We start from the raw sequence: 17,935 nt of genomic DNA, 5'->3' as shown, positions 1-17,935 counted from the left end.
GGCGGTAATAGTACCTCTCTTACGTCATCCAGCGCATGCACAAGAAGGCAATTCAGAACCTCACCCATTCGAAATTCTTAATACGTAATTATTCAGTAGGCTTCTTTCTCGTTCGGGAAGTCGAGGCTTTTCACGTCTTTGATGTAGTTGGTCACCGCATCGGTCATAATGGTGTGCAGGTCGGCGTAGCGGCGCAGGAAGCGGGGCTTAAACTCTTTGTTGATGCCCAGCATGTCGTGCACCACCAGTACCTGCCCGTCCACATGAGGGCCGGCACCAATGCCGATGATGGGGATTGTCAGCGTCTCCGCCACGCGCTTGGCCAGCTCGGAAGGTATTTTCTCCAGTACAATGGCGAAGCACCCCAGTTCCTGCAGTAACTGCGCATCGTCTACCAGCTTTTGAGCTTCTGCCTCCTCCTTGGCGCGCACCGTGTACGTGCCGAATTTATAGATAGACTGCGGTGTCAGCCCTAAATGCCCCATCACCGGCACGCCCGCACTCAGGATACGGGTCACAGACTCCTTTATCTCGGCTCCGCCTTCCAATTTGATGCCATGCGCCCCGGACTCTTTCATGATGCGGATAGCAGAGCGCAGTGCCTCGGAGGAGTTGCCCTGGTAAGAGCCAAAAGGCATATCCACTACCACAAAGGCCCTGCTAACGCCCCTTACTACAGAAGAGGCATGATAAATCATCTGGTCCAGTGTAATCGGCAAGGTGGTCTCGTGTCCAGCCATTACGTTGGAGGCAGAGTCGCCCACCAGCAGTACATCTGTGCCGGCAGCATCCAGAATGGTTGCCATCGAGAAATCATACGCCGTTAGCATGGATATTTTCTCGCCGCGCTCCTTCATGTTCTGCAACTGGTGCGTGGTTATTTTCTTTACGTCGCTTTTATGAACAGACATAGTTGATACAGTTTTGAGCTGTAAAGCTATAAAATCTAGAAACAAAAACAGCCACATTGGGTGTGGCTGTTCTGCATTCTTATCTGTAAAGGCCGGAACCTCTGCTTCTCTTCGTCAGCTTCAGGTCACGCAGCAGCGCTGACCGAGCGTTGATGGTGACGTTGTAGCCACGCATTATTCCAAAGGGAACCCAGCCAATGCTCATGTCCCAGCAGTGCAGGTCGCGGTGTATGTTTACGTTGGCATGGGCAATGTTCTGGTTTACGAAATCGTACTGGGCGTTGTAGGATACCTGCCACTTTTCTGTGATGCCCAGGGTACCATTAATACCAAACGTTTGGTTGATTTTGCTGGCTTCCTTTATAACTGTTATCCTGTTTACAACAGTCCTTTCGAGATTGCGGTTATAAGACAAGGTATAGTCCAGCGAGAGTGTCCACGGAATTTTGAAGTCAACATAGTCTGGCAGCAAAGGGTCCATATCCTGTTGCAGGGCGGGCAGGTTGGTCGGGGAGGTAGTTTCCGATTTTCTTGCAGCCGGGTTCAGGTTGGTGCGCAGGTTCAGGTTGGCATTGGTAACCCTTGCTAGTCTTAATTTTGTAATGTCGAAGTAATATTCATCCAGCCTTCTGACAATACCCGCATCATCAGCCCCGATCCTGTAAGGGTCGAAGCTCGATGCCAGGGTAACATCCACCACTTTGAACAAGCGGGTGTTCATGGTGAGGCGGATAGGAGCAAGCTTGAAAGAGTCTGCCGCAAAGTCATAGCCGGAACTCAGCCTGAGGTTGTTAATCAGGGTCACCTTCTCGAATTTGGTTGCCGCTGTGTCGGTTTTAGCCCGCACCTTCATCTCAATGTTATTGTCAATGGAAAAGCCCATCGCGCTGCTGAGAGAGGAACCTGGCACCCCGGAACGGAAACGTGGCAGGGTCCGGTACAACGGCAGGTTAGTTGTTGGCTCTGCCCCCACCAGTACATCCTGATAAAAGCCAAAACGGGCATCGCCAAAATCCGGGCGGTAGTTATAGCTGATGCTTGGCCTTATCAGGTGGCGGATGGCCTCTACCTTCTTGCCCTTGATGTAAGCCGTACCGTAAATAGTGGTACTGAGGGAAGCGCCTGCCGCGTACTGGTACACCCGCCCAAAGTTGGTGGTGTCTATTTTAACTTTTTGTGAATCCGGATCAAAACGGAACGAGTACTTCTCATCAAGCCAGGTCTCGCTGTAGCTGACACTTGGCGAGAAGTTGAAGAACCGGAAAACTTTATAATTACCAAGGCCAATGCTTAGGCTGTGGTCGGCCTGCCTCTTGCCACTCTCCCAAAGCTTTTGGAGGTTACTGAAGTTTAAGGGAATAGTGTCGGCTGCTGTTTCGCCGATGATATTGTCATTGTTCAGTCCTGGGAATGACCGGGCAGGAAGATAATTGGTTATTTCGTTCCGCGCCCGCACGTTGTAGCCTATTGTAAAATTCTCGTACCAGGCGCCGGTGGCAGGTGCCTTACTGAAAAGCTCATAAAGACTTACTGTCGTCATGCTCAAACTAATGTCGGGAAGCACAAAGGACATGCTGCCGGCACCGGGAGCAGTGCTCTGTCCCTCACCGCGCACGTTAGTCTGAGCCCTGGGAGAGTTGCTCTGCGCCTGGCGCGCATTGATGGTATAGCTGAATGGCGAGTTCGGTATTGTCTTCTGGTAGGATATGGAGGAATTGAACTGTGCCGCCAGGTAATTCGCGGTGCCATTGTAGTTTACGCGCTGGTGTCCCGGGGTTCCTGCCCGCACGTTCGCCGAAAAGCGGCCGCGCCCTGGTTTCTGCACAGGCGTATGCGACCAGTCAATCCAGAAACTGCGCTGTGTTGGCGGAAGCGGATTGATGTTGGTTGACCTGAAAGCGATATCCGCCTCATCGTTCTTCAGATAATTGTACTGAAAGCCGAACGACCCTCTGTAACTGTAGCGGTTCACATAGTCTGTTTTCGCATCTAAGTTATAGCCTCCCAAAGAGTAGATATCTGCTGTTACCAGGGTGCCGATATAGTCGTTCCAGGCAAAGTAATAGCCCAGGTCCTGCAGGTAAAAGCCCCGGGTGTTTTCTCCGAAGCTTGGCACCTGAATGCCCGATGCCCTTTTTTGTGCCTTCGGGGTAGGGAAGAGGCCGAAAAGGAAGCCCAGTGGAGTCGGAATATCTCCAATAACAAGGTTAAAGGGTCCGGACATCACCTTGTCGTTTGGGATTACCTTAAACTTCTGTGAGCCGATGTAGAAGTGCGGGTGCTCCAGGTTGCAGGTGGTATAGCGGGAGTGCAGGCCGAAGAACTCATTGTTCTCGTTTCTTTTTACCACCTCCGCATGTATATAACCCTCGCCTTGCTGCGTTACTACTTCAGAGATGCGTCCTCTTCTGCTTTTATAGTTATAGGCGATTTTTTTGGCTGCGTACGTTTCGCCTCCATCTGTAAACAAAGGTACGCCAATCTCCTTTCCGGTTGAGTCGGTCTGGGCGAGGGCGGACAGCATGTTGGTCTCGTAGTCTATCTCAATATAGGCAGCGGCCAGCGACATGGTACCATAGTTGATTTTGGCATCGCCGTATAGGTGTACCACCTTGCGGTCTACCTCAAAACGGATGGAGTCCCTGGCAGAATATTTGATAGTCGTTGCGATGTCGCCTTTTGGGGCAGAAAGGGTGACTGAGTCCTGCGCGGCAAGGGTTGTATCCTGCCCTGCAACAGGCATTTGCTGCAATACCTGGCCCTCCACCAGCAAAGGGGTGAGTAAAGCGAAAGGCAGCAGGAGTAAAAAAATTAAAAAGTGGCGCAAATCTTCAGAGTTCCCTAAAAGTTTACTTATTTTGTACAAAGTTATTGTTTAACTTTTAACTAACGAAAGTTGTGAAAAATATTGTTGGTGTTTCGTTTCTGGCTATCGTTTTTATGCTCTTCTCCTCAAACAAGCTGGAGTTTAAGAGAAATTACAAAGTGCGTACCGTAGTAATCGACGCAGGCCATGGTGGGAAGGATGTAGGGTGTAACGGAAGGGTGTCTCATGAAGCCGATGTTGCCCTGAAGCTTGCGCTGCAGGTTGGTTCTCTTATTGAGCAAAACCTACCCGATGTAAAAGTTGTTTACACGCGGAAGAGCGATCACTTTGTGGAGTTGATAGACCGTGCCGGCATCGCGAATAAAAACAACGCTGACCTCTTTATCTCCATCCACCTCAACTCCGGCCCTGCCACTGCCTACGGTACAGAAACCTATACCATGGGTATCCAGAAGTCTGAGGGCAACCTGCTGGTAGCTAAGCGCGAGAACGCCGTGGTGTTGCAGGAAGATAACTACAAAGAAAACTACAACGGCTTCGACCCGAACTCCCCGCAGAGCCACATCCTGTTCACGCTGCACCAGAGCGCGTATATCGATAACAGCCTGCGCTTTGCCGACAAGGTGGAGAATGAGTTCCGCTCAAGGGTGGGGCGCAAGAGCCGCGGTGTGAAACAGGCCCCCTTTCTGGTGCTCTGGAAGTCTTATATGCCTAGTGTGCTGATTGAGTGCGGGTTCCTGACAAATCCGGAAGAGGAGAAATTTCTTAACGATAAAACCGGGCAAACGTATATGGCATCAGGTATATACCGGGCCTTCAAGGAATACAAGAAAGAGTTGGAGGTCATGAATTAATACTAAACACTCTTACGTGAAGATTTCTAAAGAAGTAAAAGTAGCCCTGTTGGCTATAGTTGCCATTGTTATCCTGTACTTTGGCTTCATGTTCCTGAAAGGCTCTGACTTATTCTCCGACACCAATACCTATTATGTAGTGTATGATGATGTCGACGGCCTGACAGCATCAAACCCTGTGATGATGAACGGTATCAAAGTGGGTACCGTACAGGAAATGGCCCTGCTGTCAGACCAGGGGAATCAGATACAGGTACAGATTGAGGTGCTTAAAGAACTGGAGATAGGAGACTCTACCATCGCGGCCCTCGGTAACTCTGACTTTTTAGGAGGTAAGGCCATCACGTTATACCTGGGTAATAGTACAACGATTTTTGATGGCGGCGAAAGACTAATTGCCTATAAAGAGAGCAGCATCGCAGATATCATCTCTAATAAGACGGTGCCGGTAATAGACAGAGTAGATACTACCCTTGCCCGTGTAAACAGGATACTTGAAAGCGAGGCGAAAGGCAACGTACAGGAAATACTGGCCAACACTAAGGCAACCACCGATGCCATCAACGAGATTCTTCGAGCCAACCAAGACAACGTAAGGCAGATAACGTCTAACCTCAGCGCACTTACAGCTTCCCTGCAGCAGACAGAACGCCATATTAACCGCCTGGCCCTTAACATGGCTGATATCACAGACACGCTAAAGCAACTGGAAGTAAAACAACTGGTGCAGAACGCAAACAGCGCCGTAGCTGAGCTGGAGGCGGCCGCCAACAAGCTTAACTCACGGGAGGGGACTGCGGGTATGCTGATAAACGATGAGACACTGTATGAAAACCTGGCAAGCTCTACGGCAGCGCTTAACTCGCTTCTGCTCGATTTCCAGACCAACCCAAAGCGTTACGTGAGCTTCTCCGTTTTTGGGCGGAAGGATAAGTATAAAGTAGATGAAACAGGCCGTGTGGTGTCGCTGGAAGAAGTAAAAGAGATACAGGAACGCAACCCACAGGAGTTTCGCACAGTGCCGGACACTGTCTACGTACCGGTGCCCGAGCCAAAAACAGGAACCGGGGCTGCTGTAAAGCCTGCTAAAGCCGGGGCAGTCAAATCAAACTAAACCTTCAAGGCTAAAAATGGTATATTTGTGAAATCCGCTTCCAAGGGCGGATTTTTCATTTTACTCTGTCAGTTCTACACCTCAAAACAGTCTGCATGGATATTGAATTCAACAAAAACGAAGATGCATTAAAGCAGCTGACGTACCAGCTGAAAACAAAACTGAATAAAGTATACCTGGGAGGAGGAGAGAAGCGCATCCGCAAGGAGCATGAGAAGGGCAAGATGACCGCACGCGAGCGCATCAGCTACCTGCTCGACGAGGAAAGTGAGTTTTTAGAGGTTGGAGCCTTTGCCGGAGAAGGCATGTACGAAGAAGTGGGCGGATGCCCGAGCGGGGGCGTGGTAACAGGCATCGGGTACATCAAAGGCCGGCAGTGCGTGGTGGTGGCCAACGACGCCACCGTGAAGGCAGGTGCCTGGTTTCCCATCACCGCCAAGAAGAACCTTCGAGCGCAGGAAATCTCCATCGAAAACAAGCTCCCGATTGTGTACCTCGTGGATAGTGCCGGCGTTTTCCTGCCCATGCAAAACGAGATTTTCCCCGATAAAGAACACTTTGGCCGCATGTTCCGCAACAACGCTGTCATGAGCTCTATGGGCATTGTGCAGATCGCTGCCATCATGGGCAGCTGCGTGGCAGGTGGTGCCTACCTGCCCATCATGAGCGATGAGGCCTTAATTGTGGAAGGAACAGGCTCTGTATTCCTGGCGGGTTCTTACTTAGTGAAATCGGCCGTTGGTGAGACCATCGACAATGAAACGCTGGGCGGAGCGACTACCCACTCTGAGATATCCGGTGTTACCGATTACAAGTGCAAGGACGACCAGGAGGCCCTAGACCACATCCGCAACATCTTTGATAAGTTGGGCGACAACCCTTCTGCAGGCTTTAACCGCTCAGAGCCCGCTGCCCCAAAGCTGGACGAGCAGGAGATTTACGGCCTGCTGCCATCCGACCGCGTGAAGCCCTACGACATGATGGACATTATCCATCGCTTGGTCGACAACTCTGAGTTTGAGCCTTACAAAGAACTATACGGGCAGACACTTATCTGTGGCCTGGCCCGCATCGACGGCTGGTCGGTGGGCATTGTGGCGAACCAGCGCAAGATTGTGAAGAGCAAAAAAGGCGAGATGCAGATGGGCGGCGTTATCTACTCCGACTCTGCCGACAAGGCCGCCCGCTTTATCATGAACTGCAACCAGAAGAAGATTCCGTTGGTGTTTCTGCAGGATGTATCCGGGTTTATGGTGGGCAGCAAATCAGAGCATGGCGGCATCATAAAGGACGGAGCCAAAATGGTGAGCGCCATGTCAAACTCTGTGGTGCCTAAATTTACCATCCTAATAGGCAACAGCTATGGAGCCGGCAACTACGCCATGTGCGGCAAAGCCTACGACCCGCGCCTGATCTACTCCTGGCCAACAGCCCAGCTAGCCGTGATGAGTGGGGCCGCGGCCGCTAAAACACTGCTCCAGATCCAAGTGTCTTCGTTGAAGGCCAAGGGAGAGGAAATTACACCGGAGGCCGAAGCAGAGCTGCTGGAGCGCATCACGAACAAGTATAACGAAGAGTTGTCGCCGTACTACGCGGCTGCCCGCCTGTGGGTGGATGGCATCATCGATCCTCTGGAAACGCGGAAAGTGATTTCCATGGGAATTGAGGCCGCCAACCACGCACCCATTGAAAAGCGCTATAATGTGGGAGTGATACAGACGTGATTAGTTGGTGAAGTATCTGAATTTATAAAGTAAAAATCGGAACCAGACGGATACCTGCCGTACAATTAAAAGAGGAAAATAAAAGTACAAGGGCAATTGAAACTGCATTTAATCTCTGTGTACTTCATACAGCTCACAGGCTGAATTTGAGTATTAAATTTTTATATAAGAGCGTATAGTGACGAAGAAAGAAATTAAGGCGATGATCTCACTGCTGGAGGATCATGACAACGAGGTGGCGCAGTATGTGGAGCAGCGGATAGTGGCGTTGGGAGAAGGAATAATACCGTTTCTGGAGGAAGAATGGGAAGAAACGCTGGACTCAGACCTTCAGAAGAAAATAGAGGATTTGATTCATAACCTGCAGTTCGAAGGGCTGCATTCCAGGTTGAAAACATGGAAAAATAACGGAGCAGAGAACCTGCTGGAGGGGTTGTGGCTCGTAAACTCTTACATGTACCCGGATGTGGAGTTTGCCGACATCTCCAGAATAATGGATCAGCTGTATTTTGATGCCTGGACGCACATGAAGGATGAGATGCATCCGTATGACCAGGTGAAGTCGCTGAACAACGTGCTGTTCCGGGAAAAGCGCTTTTCAGCCAACACTAAGAATTTTCATTCGCCGGCAAACTCCATGCTGCACCTGGTGCTGGAGACAAAGCGCGGAAACCCGCTCACGCTGTGCGTTATCTACATGACGCTGGCGCAGCGACTCGGGATGCCGGTATATGGCGTAAACCTGCCAAACCTGTTTATTCTGACTTATAAGCTGGATGGGGTGCAGTTTTACATCAACGTGTATAACAAAGGGCTCATCCTTTCTAAATCAGACATCGATAACTACATTCTGCAACTGAACCTGAACCCGGTGGATATCTTTTATGAGCCTTGCTCTAACCTGGATGTGGTAAAGCGGGCATTGCGTAACCTGTCTTTCTCATTCGAGAAAATGGATGACCTGGAGAAGGCAACAGAAGTAACCAAGCTGCTCGCCGCCATTACTGATGACGATACTCCTGCTTAAGCAGGGGAAGGATTAAAAGAAGAAGGCCATCTCTCAGGATGGCCTTCTTCTTTTATCAGGTGCTGCTGGGGCTAGTATCTTTTAATCAAACAGCCAGTGGCACGTTTATCGAGCGTAGCTACTGTTTTATTAGCCAGTACAGAATCAATGACGCTTTTAAGGTAATGATTTTTTACCCCGCTCTCCACCTGTGGGTTATCATCTATGGCACCTTTGTACTTTAGAACAAAGCCATCGGCGGTGTTATGCAGCACAAATGCCTCTGGCGTTTTAGTAGCACCAAACTGCTTGCTTACTTTCTGGCCTTCGTCGGCTAAGTAGGGGAAGCTGTAGTTTTTGGCGGCCATTGCCTCCAGTGTCTCAGTTCCATCGCCCAGGCCCGGGTTCACAAACACAAACTGCACGCCTTTGCTGGCATAGCTGCTCGCTAGAGTAACCAAGCGGTTTTCGTACAATTTTGCATAAGGGCACTGGCTGTTCGTAAACACCAGGACTACCGTCTTGGCATTGGCAAAATCATTCAGTGAAGTCGTCTGGTTATTGCTGCCCTTCAATGAGAAGTTTGTCACTTTATCACCCAATTGATAGCCTCCAGACTGAGCAAACGCACCAACTGAGAGGAACAAAGCTGTAGCAAGAGAGGCTAAGTATTTCATATCGTTTTTAGTTTATTGTCTTTTTATTTACTGTCAACGCAGTAAGTGAGTATGTGTTCCTGAATAACTTCGTGATAAATCTGATACAATTTAGAAAAATTTTCGACTTGTACACGACCCAGTAATAAATTTGGTTCTATTCCAGGAACTACCACTAGATTTTCTTTGAAAATCAACTTTTTACGGCTGTATAATTTGTACAATGTTTCTTTTGCGCTCCAGTACAGGCAGGTCGCCGTTTCGTTAGATGCGGTATGTTGCTTCTCCGCTTCTGTCAGGAATTTGTCTGCCACACGTAATGCCTTTGGTGACAGTAGTTCAATATCTATGCCAACCTGATGCTGCCCCGAAAGTATAACGGCAGCCAGTTTTGGGGAGTGCGTAATAGATACGTGCAGGGGTTGGTTCGGGAAATAGGGCTTGCCGTGCTCGTTGCGCGCGAGCACCAGCGGCTCATTTGTATAAAGCTGCAGCAACTGGTATACCAGCACTCTACTGGCCAGCCATTCCTGTTGCCGCCTAGGGTGCACCTTGCCTTCCATAGCGCTGGTGTCAGCGTGCGGTGGCAGCAGGGCGAGCAAGTCCTGTACAGGTTCCTGTAGTTGCCAGATGCCGAGCCAGGTGTCTTTTTGTAATTGTCGGGTGAGCAGAAGGGGCATAGGTAAACTTCCTGTTGGCGGTGGTTTTATACCTGCAGGCACCGCAGGTTCGGCGTATTTATTGTAAATTTAGCTAAAATTAGAGATTAAAAGCGCTACGGCATTATGGCCAGTAAAGTACAAGTACAAAAAATAACAACCCTCACCGGTCATCGCGACTGTGTGTATACCCTGGAAAGGTCAGAGGAGGAGCACGTTATTTTCTCAGCTGCCGGCGACGGCATGGTGGTTGCCTGGAACCTGGATGATCCGGAAAACGGTGAGCTGATGGCCCGGGTGAGTACTTCTGTTTACGCGCTCCGCTACATGCCGGACCGTAACCTGCTGCTCATCGGGCAAAACCAGGAAGGGCTGCAGGTCATCGATCTAAAGGATAAGAAAATACTTAAGTCGGTGCCGCTGCCGAAGGTGGCTATTTTTGATATTGCCTATGCCCCTGCTTTACAGAAGATATTTGTAGCTATGGGCAACGGCGCCATTTGTGTCATCAGCAGCGATACCTTTGAGCTGCAAACCAGCGTCCGGAAAACAGGCCAGAGCGCCCGCAGCATGGGCTATAACCAGCAGACGCAGGAACTGGCAGTGGGCTACAGCGACAACATCATCCGGATATTCGATGCCGGCACCATGGATCTGAAGCACGAGCTGACCTCTCATGCCAACTCCGTATTTACCGTGGCCTACTCACCGGATGACAAACAATTGCTGTCAGGCAGCCGCGATGCGCACCTACGAGTGTGGGAGGTGGAGCAGCACTACAAAGAGCGCGGCTATACCATTGCGCACATGTACACCATCAACCATATTACCTTTAGCCCCGACGGACGCTACTTTGCCACCTGCAGCATGGACAAGTCCATTAAGATATGGGATGCAGAAACCTTTAAACTGCTGAAGGTAATTGACAAAGTGCGGAATGCCAGCCACGGCACATCGGTTAACAAATTATTTTGGTCGGCTCATCAGAATCAGTTAGTTTCGTGTAGTGACGATCGCACCATTTCGGTTTGGGATATTAAAGAGCTTGAGTTATGAAGATTACACCATTAGAGATCAGACAAAAAACGTTTGAAAAGGCTTTCAGAGGATTAGATAAGGATGAGGTGAATGCCTTTTTGATGACGCTCTCGCAACAGTGGGAAAAGTTGCTGGATGAGAACAAAGATTTGCGCATGAAGCTGGACGCTTCGCACCGTGAAACCCAAAAACTGCGTGAAGTAGAATCGTCGCTTTACAAAACCCTCAAAACAGCCGAAGACACTGGTAGCAGCATTGTGGAGCAGGCAACCAAATCAGCAGAACTGAGAGCCCGCGAAGCAGAACTAAAGGCCAATGAACTGCTGAACCAGGCCCGAAACCAAGCCCGCCAGGTGCTGGAGGAAGCTACCAAGCAGTCGGAGAAGCTGATAGCCGAGATGAAGCAGGAGGTAAAAGTGCTGGAGCAGGATTACCAGCGCATGGAAGGACACCTGGACACGATGGTGCGTGACCTGAAGAACCTGGCCAACGAGGCACTGGAAAGAGCCGAGAAGACAAAGGCAAAACCTAAAACCAACACACAGAGTATCCTTTCAAGAGTCGCCGACGTGAAAGTAGAAAGCGCCGAGCTGCTGAAAACCTTGAAAGAGATGAAAACGACAACCGAAACTACAGCCTATCAGCTGCCAGAATCTACAGCTGCCAATGCGCCTGTAGCCATCAGTAATGCCAACGGGTACCACCCGCTGGGTGATCCTGCGCCAGACGTAACGCAGCCACAACCAGAGGTGCCAAGCCCCATTGAGCCAACGGTTCCTAATGTGCCGTCCCCGGAAATAGAGCCAGTGCAGCCGGATTATCCTGGCCGTGTGCCAGCGCCGGACATTGAGCAACCCGTACCCGAGATACAGCCTGTGCAGCCCGACAAGCCCGAGATACAGCCTCCGCTTACAGAGCCGTCACGCAGCTACGCCAACAGTGCCGCCGCTCCTGTAAGACAGCCTGCAACTGCCGGTTCTTTCTTCGATGAAATAGGCTAAACTATACCAATGGGACAGATTGCGCTGGAGGGCATGGAGTTTTTTGCTTTTCATGGGTACTATGATGAAGAGCAGAAAATAGGCAACAAGTATGGCATCGATCTAATCATAGATACTGACCTTCGCCGGGCTGCAGAAAGCGACGACCTGCACGAGACAGTAAACTACGAGGTGCTGTACAAGCTGGTGCTGACTGAGATGAAGTCTCCTGCCCGTTTGCTCGAGCACCTGGGCCACCGTATCATAGACAGAGTGTACGAGAAGTTCCCTTTCGTTTCTTCTGTTAAAGTAAACGTATATAAGTTTAACCCGCCCCTAGGAGGCATTTGCCAATGGGCAAAAGTTACTCTGGAAGAAGTGAGATAGTATAGAAACACGTTCCAGGACATAAGACACAAGACTTTTTCCTGAACCCAATACACTAGAATAGAAGCGGCTGGTCCTGGAAAGGGCCAGCCGCTTGTGTTATTTATTTAGCTCCCACACTGCCTTCAAAGAAGTAAAAGTTTAAAATGAATGAAGCTGTTCTATTCTGTCATCCTGAAAGAAACTTGTGAATTACCTGCAGGTATCTCACAAGTTTCTTTCAGGATGACAGGGACGAGAAAGTTCCTTTTTGTATGTAGTTGGGTTGTATAAGCTACGCTAAAAATTAACTCAGGAAGGCGTTCAGCATCCAGAGCGTTTTTTCATTTTCATTAATGTCTTCGCTGATGAGGCTTACGGTACCTTCATCGCCTGTTTCAGCGGCTAACTTCAGAATCTCGCGCTCCAGGTCAAGTAAGGTGCTCAGGTTCTGGTGTGTCACCGTTATAGTCTCTTTGTCGCCACTCAGCTTGCCAGCTTCCTGTATGCTCGATACCCGCACATAGTCAGAGAAGGTATGCAACGGCTGCTGTCCGATGGTCAGGATGCGTTCTGCAATGGCATCAATTTTGGTGAGTGCCACCGTGTACAGCTCTTCAAATTTGGTATGCAGCTGGAAAAAGTGAATGCCCTTGATATTCCAGTGGAAGCCACGCAGGTTCTGATAGTATAGATGATAATTCGCCAGCAACTCATTGAGCTTCTCTGCTATCTGCTGGCTATCTTCTTTTTGCAATCCTATATTAGTTAGTCTTTCCATAGTCGTTTTATTAAGTAGTTGTCTCTGAGTTTATGTACAAAGATGATGCAAGTATTTTTATCAATCAAATTGATATTAGTTATACATGTATCAGTTTTATCTATTTGCTAACTTTGCTGCAATGCTCAACAATTGGAGCCGAATCCATTTTATTTGAATATAATTCATTGAGCCAATGACACTCGTGCAGCTAGATTATTTAGTGGCGGTAGACACCTACCGGCACTTTGCCACCGCAGCAGAACATTGCTTTGTAACGCAACCCACGCTCAGCATGCAGTTACAAAAGCTGGAAGAGGAGCTTGGCGTACAGCTTTTTGACAGAAGCCGCGTGCCGGTACGCCCCACAGAAGTGGGCAAGGACATTATTGCGCAGGCCCGGATAGTGCTGGCAGAGGCGAAGAAGGTGCAGGAAATAGTGCAGAACCAAAAGCAGGAGCTAAGCGGGGAACTTCGCGTGGGAGTGATTCCGACGCTGGCACCTTACCTGATTCCCCTCTTCATCACAAACTTCCTGGATAAATACCCCAATGTGCGGGTTGTGGTGCAGGAACTGCTCACAGACCAGATTGTGGAAAAGCTGAACCATGAGTTGCTGGATGTAGGGCTGCTGGTAACACCGTTGGAGAACAAATCCATCAGGGAGCTGCCGCTCTTTTATGAGGCATTCGTAGCGTACGTAAACCCGAACCATGCACTGGCCAAATCAGAGGCGATAGATCCGGCGGAGCTGGACCTGGAAGAGCTTTGGGTGCTGAACGAGGGCCACTGCTTCAGAAGCCAGGTGCTTAACATCTGCAACCGTGGCGTGCATGTAGGCGCAGAGGGCAAAGGCCACCTCGATTACAGGAGTGGTTCCCTGGAAACCCTGAAACGTATTGTGGAGACACAACACGGCCTCACGCTTCTGCCGGAACTATCAGTGCTGGACATGCCGGACGAAAAGCTCCGGCTAGTGCGCCCTTTCCAGGAGCCGCAGCCGCTGCGCGAGGTAAGCTTGGCCGTGCACCGCAGCTTCCTGAAGAAAAAACTGATTGAAGCATTACAGAAAGAGATTATAGCCGCTGTGCCGCAAAATATCAGCACAAGAAAGAAAGAGCAGGTAGTGGCGATAAAGTAAGTTCTATCACCTGTGCCGTTTCGCCCTTGCTGCGTCTTTTGACCAGCAAGTTCTATAGGTGAGAATTTGCAACAACGGCAAACGCGGTGGAATGTGTATGTCCTGTAATGCCACCTGGTTTCAGTATCTTCCAACATTTTTATCTTCAACATGACTCCTGATTTTGCATCCAAGGCTGGAGCAGAAACAACCCACCAACCTGAAACGAGGTAAATAGCATATAAAAAATACTTGTGTACGAACCAAAAGGACAGTAACAGGTTAAAAATATACTATGCGATTTCTTGCCTCCATATTCCTGCTTCTACTAGTTACATATTCAAATAATTTACACGCTCAGTCTTTAGACTCTTTAAGCATGAAGGCTGCTGCAAGGCCTTTTCAGCTGAGTGGGGCAGTGGATGTATATTATGGGTACGATTTTTCAGAACCCATCGGGCTAGACCGCCTGTACACTACGCAGGCCTACCGGCATAATGAGTTTAACCTGAACTGGGCATTTCTGAGAGCTGATTATGCCACGGACCGGGTTCGTGCCACGCTGGCACTACATACAGGAACCTATGTACAGGCAAATTATGCTGCCGAACCGAACGAACTGACGCAACTAATAGCGCAGGCAAATGCAGGTGTAAGGCTGGCCGAAGGCGTGTGGCTGGATGCTGGTATTCTGCCATCGCATATCGGATATGAGTCTACTTTCTCCGGCAATAACGAGATATATACCCGGGCACTGATGGCCGAAAATTCGCCTTACTATGAGACAGGAGCGCGGCTAACGGCAGCGGTGTCAGAGAAGGTAACGATGAAGTTTCTGGTGCTGAACGGCTGGCAGAACATTCAGGAGACAAACAACGCCAAGTCCTTGGGCTTTGGCATTAGCTATACCCCAACAGAGGAACTGGAGCTGAGTTACAATAACTACTATGGCAATGAAGCGCCAGATGAGATGGAGGCAAAACGGCGGTTCTTCCATAACATCAACGCCGGCTACACCTTCTCCGACAGGTTCTCGATGGGAGCCAGTGCTGATTATGGACGACAGGAATTGTTTGGCAGCGATGAAACAGGCAGCTGGTACGCAGGAATGCTGATTGCCCGCTACAGGCTAAGCAAGCACTTTGCCCTGGCTGGCAGAGTAGAGCATTACAACGATGCAGACCAGATCATCATCACAACCGATACTCCGGGCGGCTTTCAGACCTCCAGCACCTCGCTTAACTTCGACTACATTCCAGCCCCAAACTTCCTGTGGCGGTTGGAGGCCCGGGGCTACAATTCCAAAGACAGCATCTTTTATGGGGAAGAGGAGGCGGAAGAAAACAACCTGCTATTAGTCACTTCATTTTCCTTTAAGTTCTGAAAAGCGCAGAATAAATTATTCACCCATACTCATGAACAGGTTGTTCAGCGACTCCAGGTAAGTTGGGTGCGCAAACACGCCTTCCTGCAGCTCTTTGTAGCTCAGCTTGCCCATCATCGCAATCTGTAGTGCCGTCATAATTTCGCCTCCCTCGGCAGCCAGTATGGCCGCTCCAATTATCTGCTCGTTTTCCTCGTTTACCAGCACCTTCATGAAGCCTTTAGTATGGCCGGTTTCAACTCCCCGTGCCACCTTCGCCATCTCCAGCTTGGCTACCTTATACTTTAGTCTCTGCTCTTTCGCCTGCTTCTCGCTTAGTCCTATGCGGCCCAGTTGCGGGTCGGTAAAAACACAGTATGGTACAGGCCGGTCATCGGTGGAGCGGTGCTTGCCGTGCAGCAGGCTGTCGCGCAATATGCGGTAGTCGTCGTAGGAGATATGTGTGAATTGCGGACCACCCTTCACGTCACCGATGGCATAGACATCCTCCGCAGAAGTGTGCAGGTGCTTATCCGTTTTGATATTGCCTTTCTCGTCCCCTTTGATGTCTGCTTTGTCTAGGTTAAGGTCTTTTGTGTTTGCCCTTACGCCGGTAGCCAGGAGCAAATGGCTGGCGGTTATTTCCTGCTGCTTTCCTTCTTTAGATTTTACTTTTAACTTAATGCTATTGCCTTCTTGTGTTAGCTGCTGCGGATAGGTGTCAAGCAGAATGTTGATACCTTCTTCTTCCAATATATTTTTCAGCTCTGATGCCACATCCTCATCTTCGCGACTCAGCAGCTGTTCCCCGTGCTGCACTATCGTTACCTTGCTGCCGAACCTCCGGAACATCTGCCCGAACTCCAGCCCAATGTAGCCACCGCCTAGTATAAGCAGGTGCTCTGGTGCAACAGTAAGATCCTGTATGGTCTTATGGTTGAGGTGCTCTATACGTTCTATACCTTCTATAGCAGGTACAAAGGGGGCGGCGCCCGTGTTGATGACAATTCTGTCAGCAGTCAGTGTTTGCGTAGCCTTTCCTTCAGACTGCACTTCTAATGTCTTTTTATCCAGGAACGAGGCAGTGCCGCGTATAAGCACAGCCTCTGAATTCTCTAAACCCTCTGCGCTGCTCTCCCTGAATTGCTTTACCATTTTATCGCGACGCTGTTTTACCTCCGCCATATTTACCTGCACCTCCGGCACATGCACACCGTAATCTGCCGCGCGCCGTGCCATATGGGCAGTCTGGGCGCTGGCAAGTAATGTTTTGGTGGGCGTGCAGCCATAGTTTACACAGGAGCCTCCTACGGTGTCTTTTTCTATGATAGCTATTTTCTGGCCCGCTTCGGCTAAGGCTTTGGCTAATGGAATACCTCCCTGGCCAGTTCCTATAATGATGGTGTTGTAATGCTGCTGATTTTCTGGCATTAGTGTGGTTGGTGTAAGCTTGGGTGTGGTGAAAGTATTCCAAACGGCGTTAGCAGCGGTCGGTTGCCAGCAGGAGAGAGACAAAAAAAGAAAGGCTGCCTTTGCGGGGCAGCCTTTCCGTAGCTTTATACTTTAAAAGTATGTAGTATCAAATAATTAAGCGGTGATTCCAGCTTCTTTTAAAGCTTTCACCATGGCATCGCCAATTTCAGCCGGAGACTCCACTACATGGATGCCGTTCTCACGCATAATTTTCATTTTGGCAGCAGCTGTATCTTCAGCACCACCCACAATGGCTCCGGCATGGCCCATACGGCGTCCTGCAGGTGCTGTCTGGCCAGCAATGAAACCCACAACCGGCTTTTGGTTACCAGTCTCGCTGATGTACTTGGAAGCCATCGCTTCGTAGTTACCACCAATCTCGCCAATCATCACGATAGCATCAGTCTCAGGGTCTTCCATCAGCAGCTGTACAGCATTTTTGGTTGGCGTTCCGATAATGGGGTCACCACCTATACCGATAGCTGTAGAGATACCCAGACCAGCTTTTACAATCTGGTCTGCCGCTTCATAGGTTAAAGTACCGGATTTAGAAACGATACCAATACGTCCTGGCTTGAAAACGAAGCCCGGCATGATACCCACTTTCGCTTCGCCTGGCGTGATAACACCCGGGCAGTTAGGACCGATTAATGTCACATCCTTGTTCTGAAGGTAGTTTTTAGCCTGCACCATGTCTTTTACAGGAATACCCTCTGTAATAGCCACGATTACTTTAATACCAGCGTCAGCAGCTTCCATAATAGCGTCGGCGGCGAAAGCTGGTGGTACGAAAATGATAGATACATTGGCACCAGATTTCTCAACAGCCTCTTCAACTGTGTTAAAAACCGGGCGATCGAGGTGCGTAGAACCACCTTTGCCTGGAGTTACACCACCAACTACGTTAGTGCCGTACTCGATCATTTGCTGTGCATGGAAAGATCCCTCTGAGCCTGTGAAGCCCTGCACGATCACTTTCGAATCTTTATTTACTAAAACACTCATGTGTATCTTATTTAGTTTGTGTATTGACGGTCGAACTATAAGCTTGTGCAAAAATAGGCTTTTTTGTTGCCCCTGCAAA

16 protein-coding genes are annotated in these 17,935 nt (G+C 49.6%); 9 read left to right on the top strand and 7 right to left on the bottom strand.

The window, feature by feature from the left end; translation table 11 throughout:
- Nucleotides 1-92: 92 nt before the first annotated feature.
- On the bottom strand, nt 93-911 hold the full coding sequence (gene panB, locus ACFS7Z_RS06760) for a 3-methyl-2-oxobutanoate hydroxymethyltransferase (protein ID WP_377482650.1): 819 nt from the start codon (nt 909-911) through the stop codon (nt 93-95).
- 79 nt (nt 912-990) lie between these two features.
- Nucleotides 991-3,738: a putative LPS assembly protein LptD gene (locus ACFS7Z_RS06755; RefSeq protein ID WP_377482648.1), complete on the bottom strand. Its 2,748-nt coding sequence runs from the start codon at nt 3,736-3,738 to the stop codon at nt 991-993.
- Between the two features lie 71 nt (nt 3,739-3,809).
- Between ACFS7Z_RS06755 and ACFS7Z_RS06750 the strand changes: the two genes are divergently transcribed.
- The 4 genes from ACFS7Z_RS06750 to ACFS7Z_RS06735 all read left to right on the top strand — a co-directional run bounded on the left by ACFS7Z_RS06750 (nt 3,810) and on the right by ACFS7Z_RS06735 (nt 8,457).
- Nucleotides 3,810-4,592: an N-acetylmuramoyl-L-alanine amidase family protein gene (locus ACFS7Z_RS06750; RefSeq protein ID WP_377482646.1), complete on the top strand. Its 783-nt coding sequence runs from the start codon at nt 3,810-3,812 to the stop codon at nt 4,590-4,592.
- Between the two features lie 16 nt (nt 4,593-4,608).
- The gene (locus ACFS7Z_RS06745; protein ID WP_377482644.1) at nt 4,609-5,706 is read left to right on the top strand and encodes an MlaD family protein; all 1,098 of its coding nucleotides are present in this window, start codon (nt 4,609-4,611) and stop codon (nt 5,704-5,706) included.
- Nucleotides 5,707-5,801: 95 nt separating this feature from the next.
- Nucleotides 5,802-7,430, top strand: a complete 1,629-nt coding sequence (locus tag ACFS7Z_RS06740; protein WP_377482642.1) for an acyl-CoA carboxylase subunit beta — start codon at nt 5,802-5,804, stop codon at nt 7,428-7,430.
- Between the two features lie 178 nt (nt 7,431-7,608).
- Nucleotides 7,609-8,457: a transglutaminase-like domain-containing protein gene (locus ACFS7Z_RS06735; RefSeq protein ID WP_377482640.1), complete on the top strand. Its 849-nt coding sequence runs from the start codon at nt 7,609-7,611 to the stop codon at nt 8,455-8,457.
- Between the two features lie 71 nt (nt 8,458-8,528).
- Here the strand turns inward: ACFS7Z_RS06735 and ACFS7Z_RS06730 are convergent, their stop codons facing one another.
- Together ACFS7Z_RS06730 and ACFS7Z_RS06725 are read right to left on the bottom strand one after the other, a co-directional pair.
- Complete coding sequence (locus ACFS7Z_RS06730) at nt 8,529-9,113, bottom strand: thioredoxin family protein (protein WP_377482638.1); 585 nt, start codon at nt 9,111-9,113, stop codon at nt 8,529-8,531.
- A 23-nt stretch (nt 9,114-9,136) separates the two neighbouring features.
- Nucleotides 9,137-9,772 (bottom strand): 4'-phosphopantetheinyl transferase family protein, encoded by a 636-nt coding sequence (locus ACFS7Z_RS06725; RefSeq protein WP_377482636.1) that lies wholly within the window; start codon nt 9,770-9,772, stop codon nt 9,137-9,139.
- A 105-nt stretch (nt 9,773-9,877) separates the two neighbouring features.
- Between ACFS7Z_RS06725 and ACFS7Z_RS06720 the strand changes: the two genes are divergently transcribed.
- Genes ACFS7Z_RS06720 through folB form a run of 3 tightly spaced genes read left to right on the top strand, consistent with a single transcriptional unit; the run spans nt 9,878 to nt 12,156 of the window.
- Nucleotides 9,878-10,807, top strand: a complete 930-nt coding sequence (locus ACFS7Z_RS06720) for a WD40 repeat domain-containing protein (protein ID WP_377482634.1) — start codon at nt 9,878-9,880, stop codon at nt 10,805-10,807.
- Nucleotides 10,804-11,790, top strand: coding sequence for a DivIVA domain-containing protein (locus ACFS7Z_RS06715; protein ID WP_377482632.1), 987 nt, complete (start codon nt 10,804-10,806; stop codon nt 11,788-11,790). The genes ACFS7Z_RS06720 and ACFS7Z_RS06715 overlap by 4 nt, the downstream gene beginning before the upstream one ends.
- A 9-nt stretch (nt 11,791-11,799) precedes the next feature.
- Nucleotides 11,800-12,156, top strand: coding sequence for a dihydroneopterin aldolase (gene folB, locus ACFS7Z_RS06710; RefSeq protein WP_377482630.1), 357 nt, complete (start codon nt 11,800-11,802; stop codon nt 12,154-12,156).
- A 286-nt stretch (nt 12,157-12,442) separates the two neighbouring features.
- Here folB and ACFS7Z_RS06705 read toward each other — a convergent pair whose 3' ends face one another.
- Nucleotides 12,443-12,916 (bottom strand): Dps family protein, encoded by a 474-nt coding sequence (locus tag ACFS7Z_RS06705; protein ID WP_377482628.1) that lies wholly within the window; start codon nt 12,914-12,916, stop codon nt 12,443-12,445.
- Between the two features lie 175 nt (nt 12,917-13,091).
- On the opposite strand from ACFS7Z_RS06705, the gene ACFS7Z_RS06700 reads away from it, so the two are divergent.
- Both ACFS7Z_RS06700 and ACFS7Z_RS06695 read left to right on the top strand, forming a co-directional pair.
- Nucleotides 13,092-14,036 carry a hydrogen peroxide-inducible genes activator gene (locus tag ACFS7Z_RS06700; protein WP_377482626.1) on the top strand — a complete coding sequence of 315 codons (945 nt, stop codon included), beginning with the start codon at nt 13,092-13,094 and terminating at the stop codon, nt 14,034-14,036.
- 358 nt (nt 14,037-14,394) lie between these two features.
- Nucleotides 14,395-15,399, top strand: coding sequence for a porin (locus ACFS7Z_RS06695; protein WP_377482624.1), 1,005 nt, complete (start codon nt 14,395-14,397; stop codon nt 15,397-15,399).
- 15 nt (nt 15,400-15,414) lie between these two features.
- On the opposite strand, the gene ACFS7Z_RS06690 is transcribed toward ACFS7Z_RS06695, so the two are convergent.
- Both ACFS7Z_RS06690 and sucD read right to left on the bottom strand, forming a co-directional pair.
- Complete coding sequence (locus ACFS7Z_RS06690; protein ID WP_377482622.1) at nt 15,415-16,809, bottom strand: mercuric reductase; 1,395 nt, start codon at nt 16,807-16,809, stop codon at nt 15,415-15,417.
- A gap of 156 nt (nt 16,810-16,965) precedes the next feature.
- Nucleotides 16,966-17,856, bottom strand: coding sequence for a succinate--CoA ligase subunit alpha (sucD, locus tag ACFS7Z_RS06685; protein ID WP_377482620.1), 891 nt, complete (start codon nt 17,854-17,856; stop codon nt 16,966-16,968).
- Nucleotides 17,857-17,935 lie beyond the last annotated feature (79 nt).

Source organism: Pontibacter toksunensis, assembly GCF_042686245.1.
GTDB classification, from domain to species: domain Bacteria; phylum Bacteroidota; class Bacteroidia; order Cytophagales; family Hymenobacteraceae; genus Pontibacter; species Pontibacter toksunensis.
Note: the sequence above shows the minus strand (reverse complement) of the source record. Positions and strands in the feature narration are given on the sequence as shown.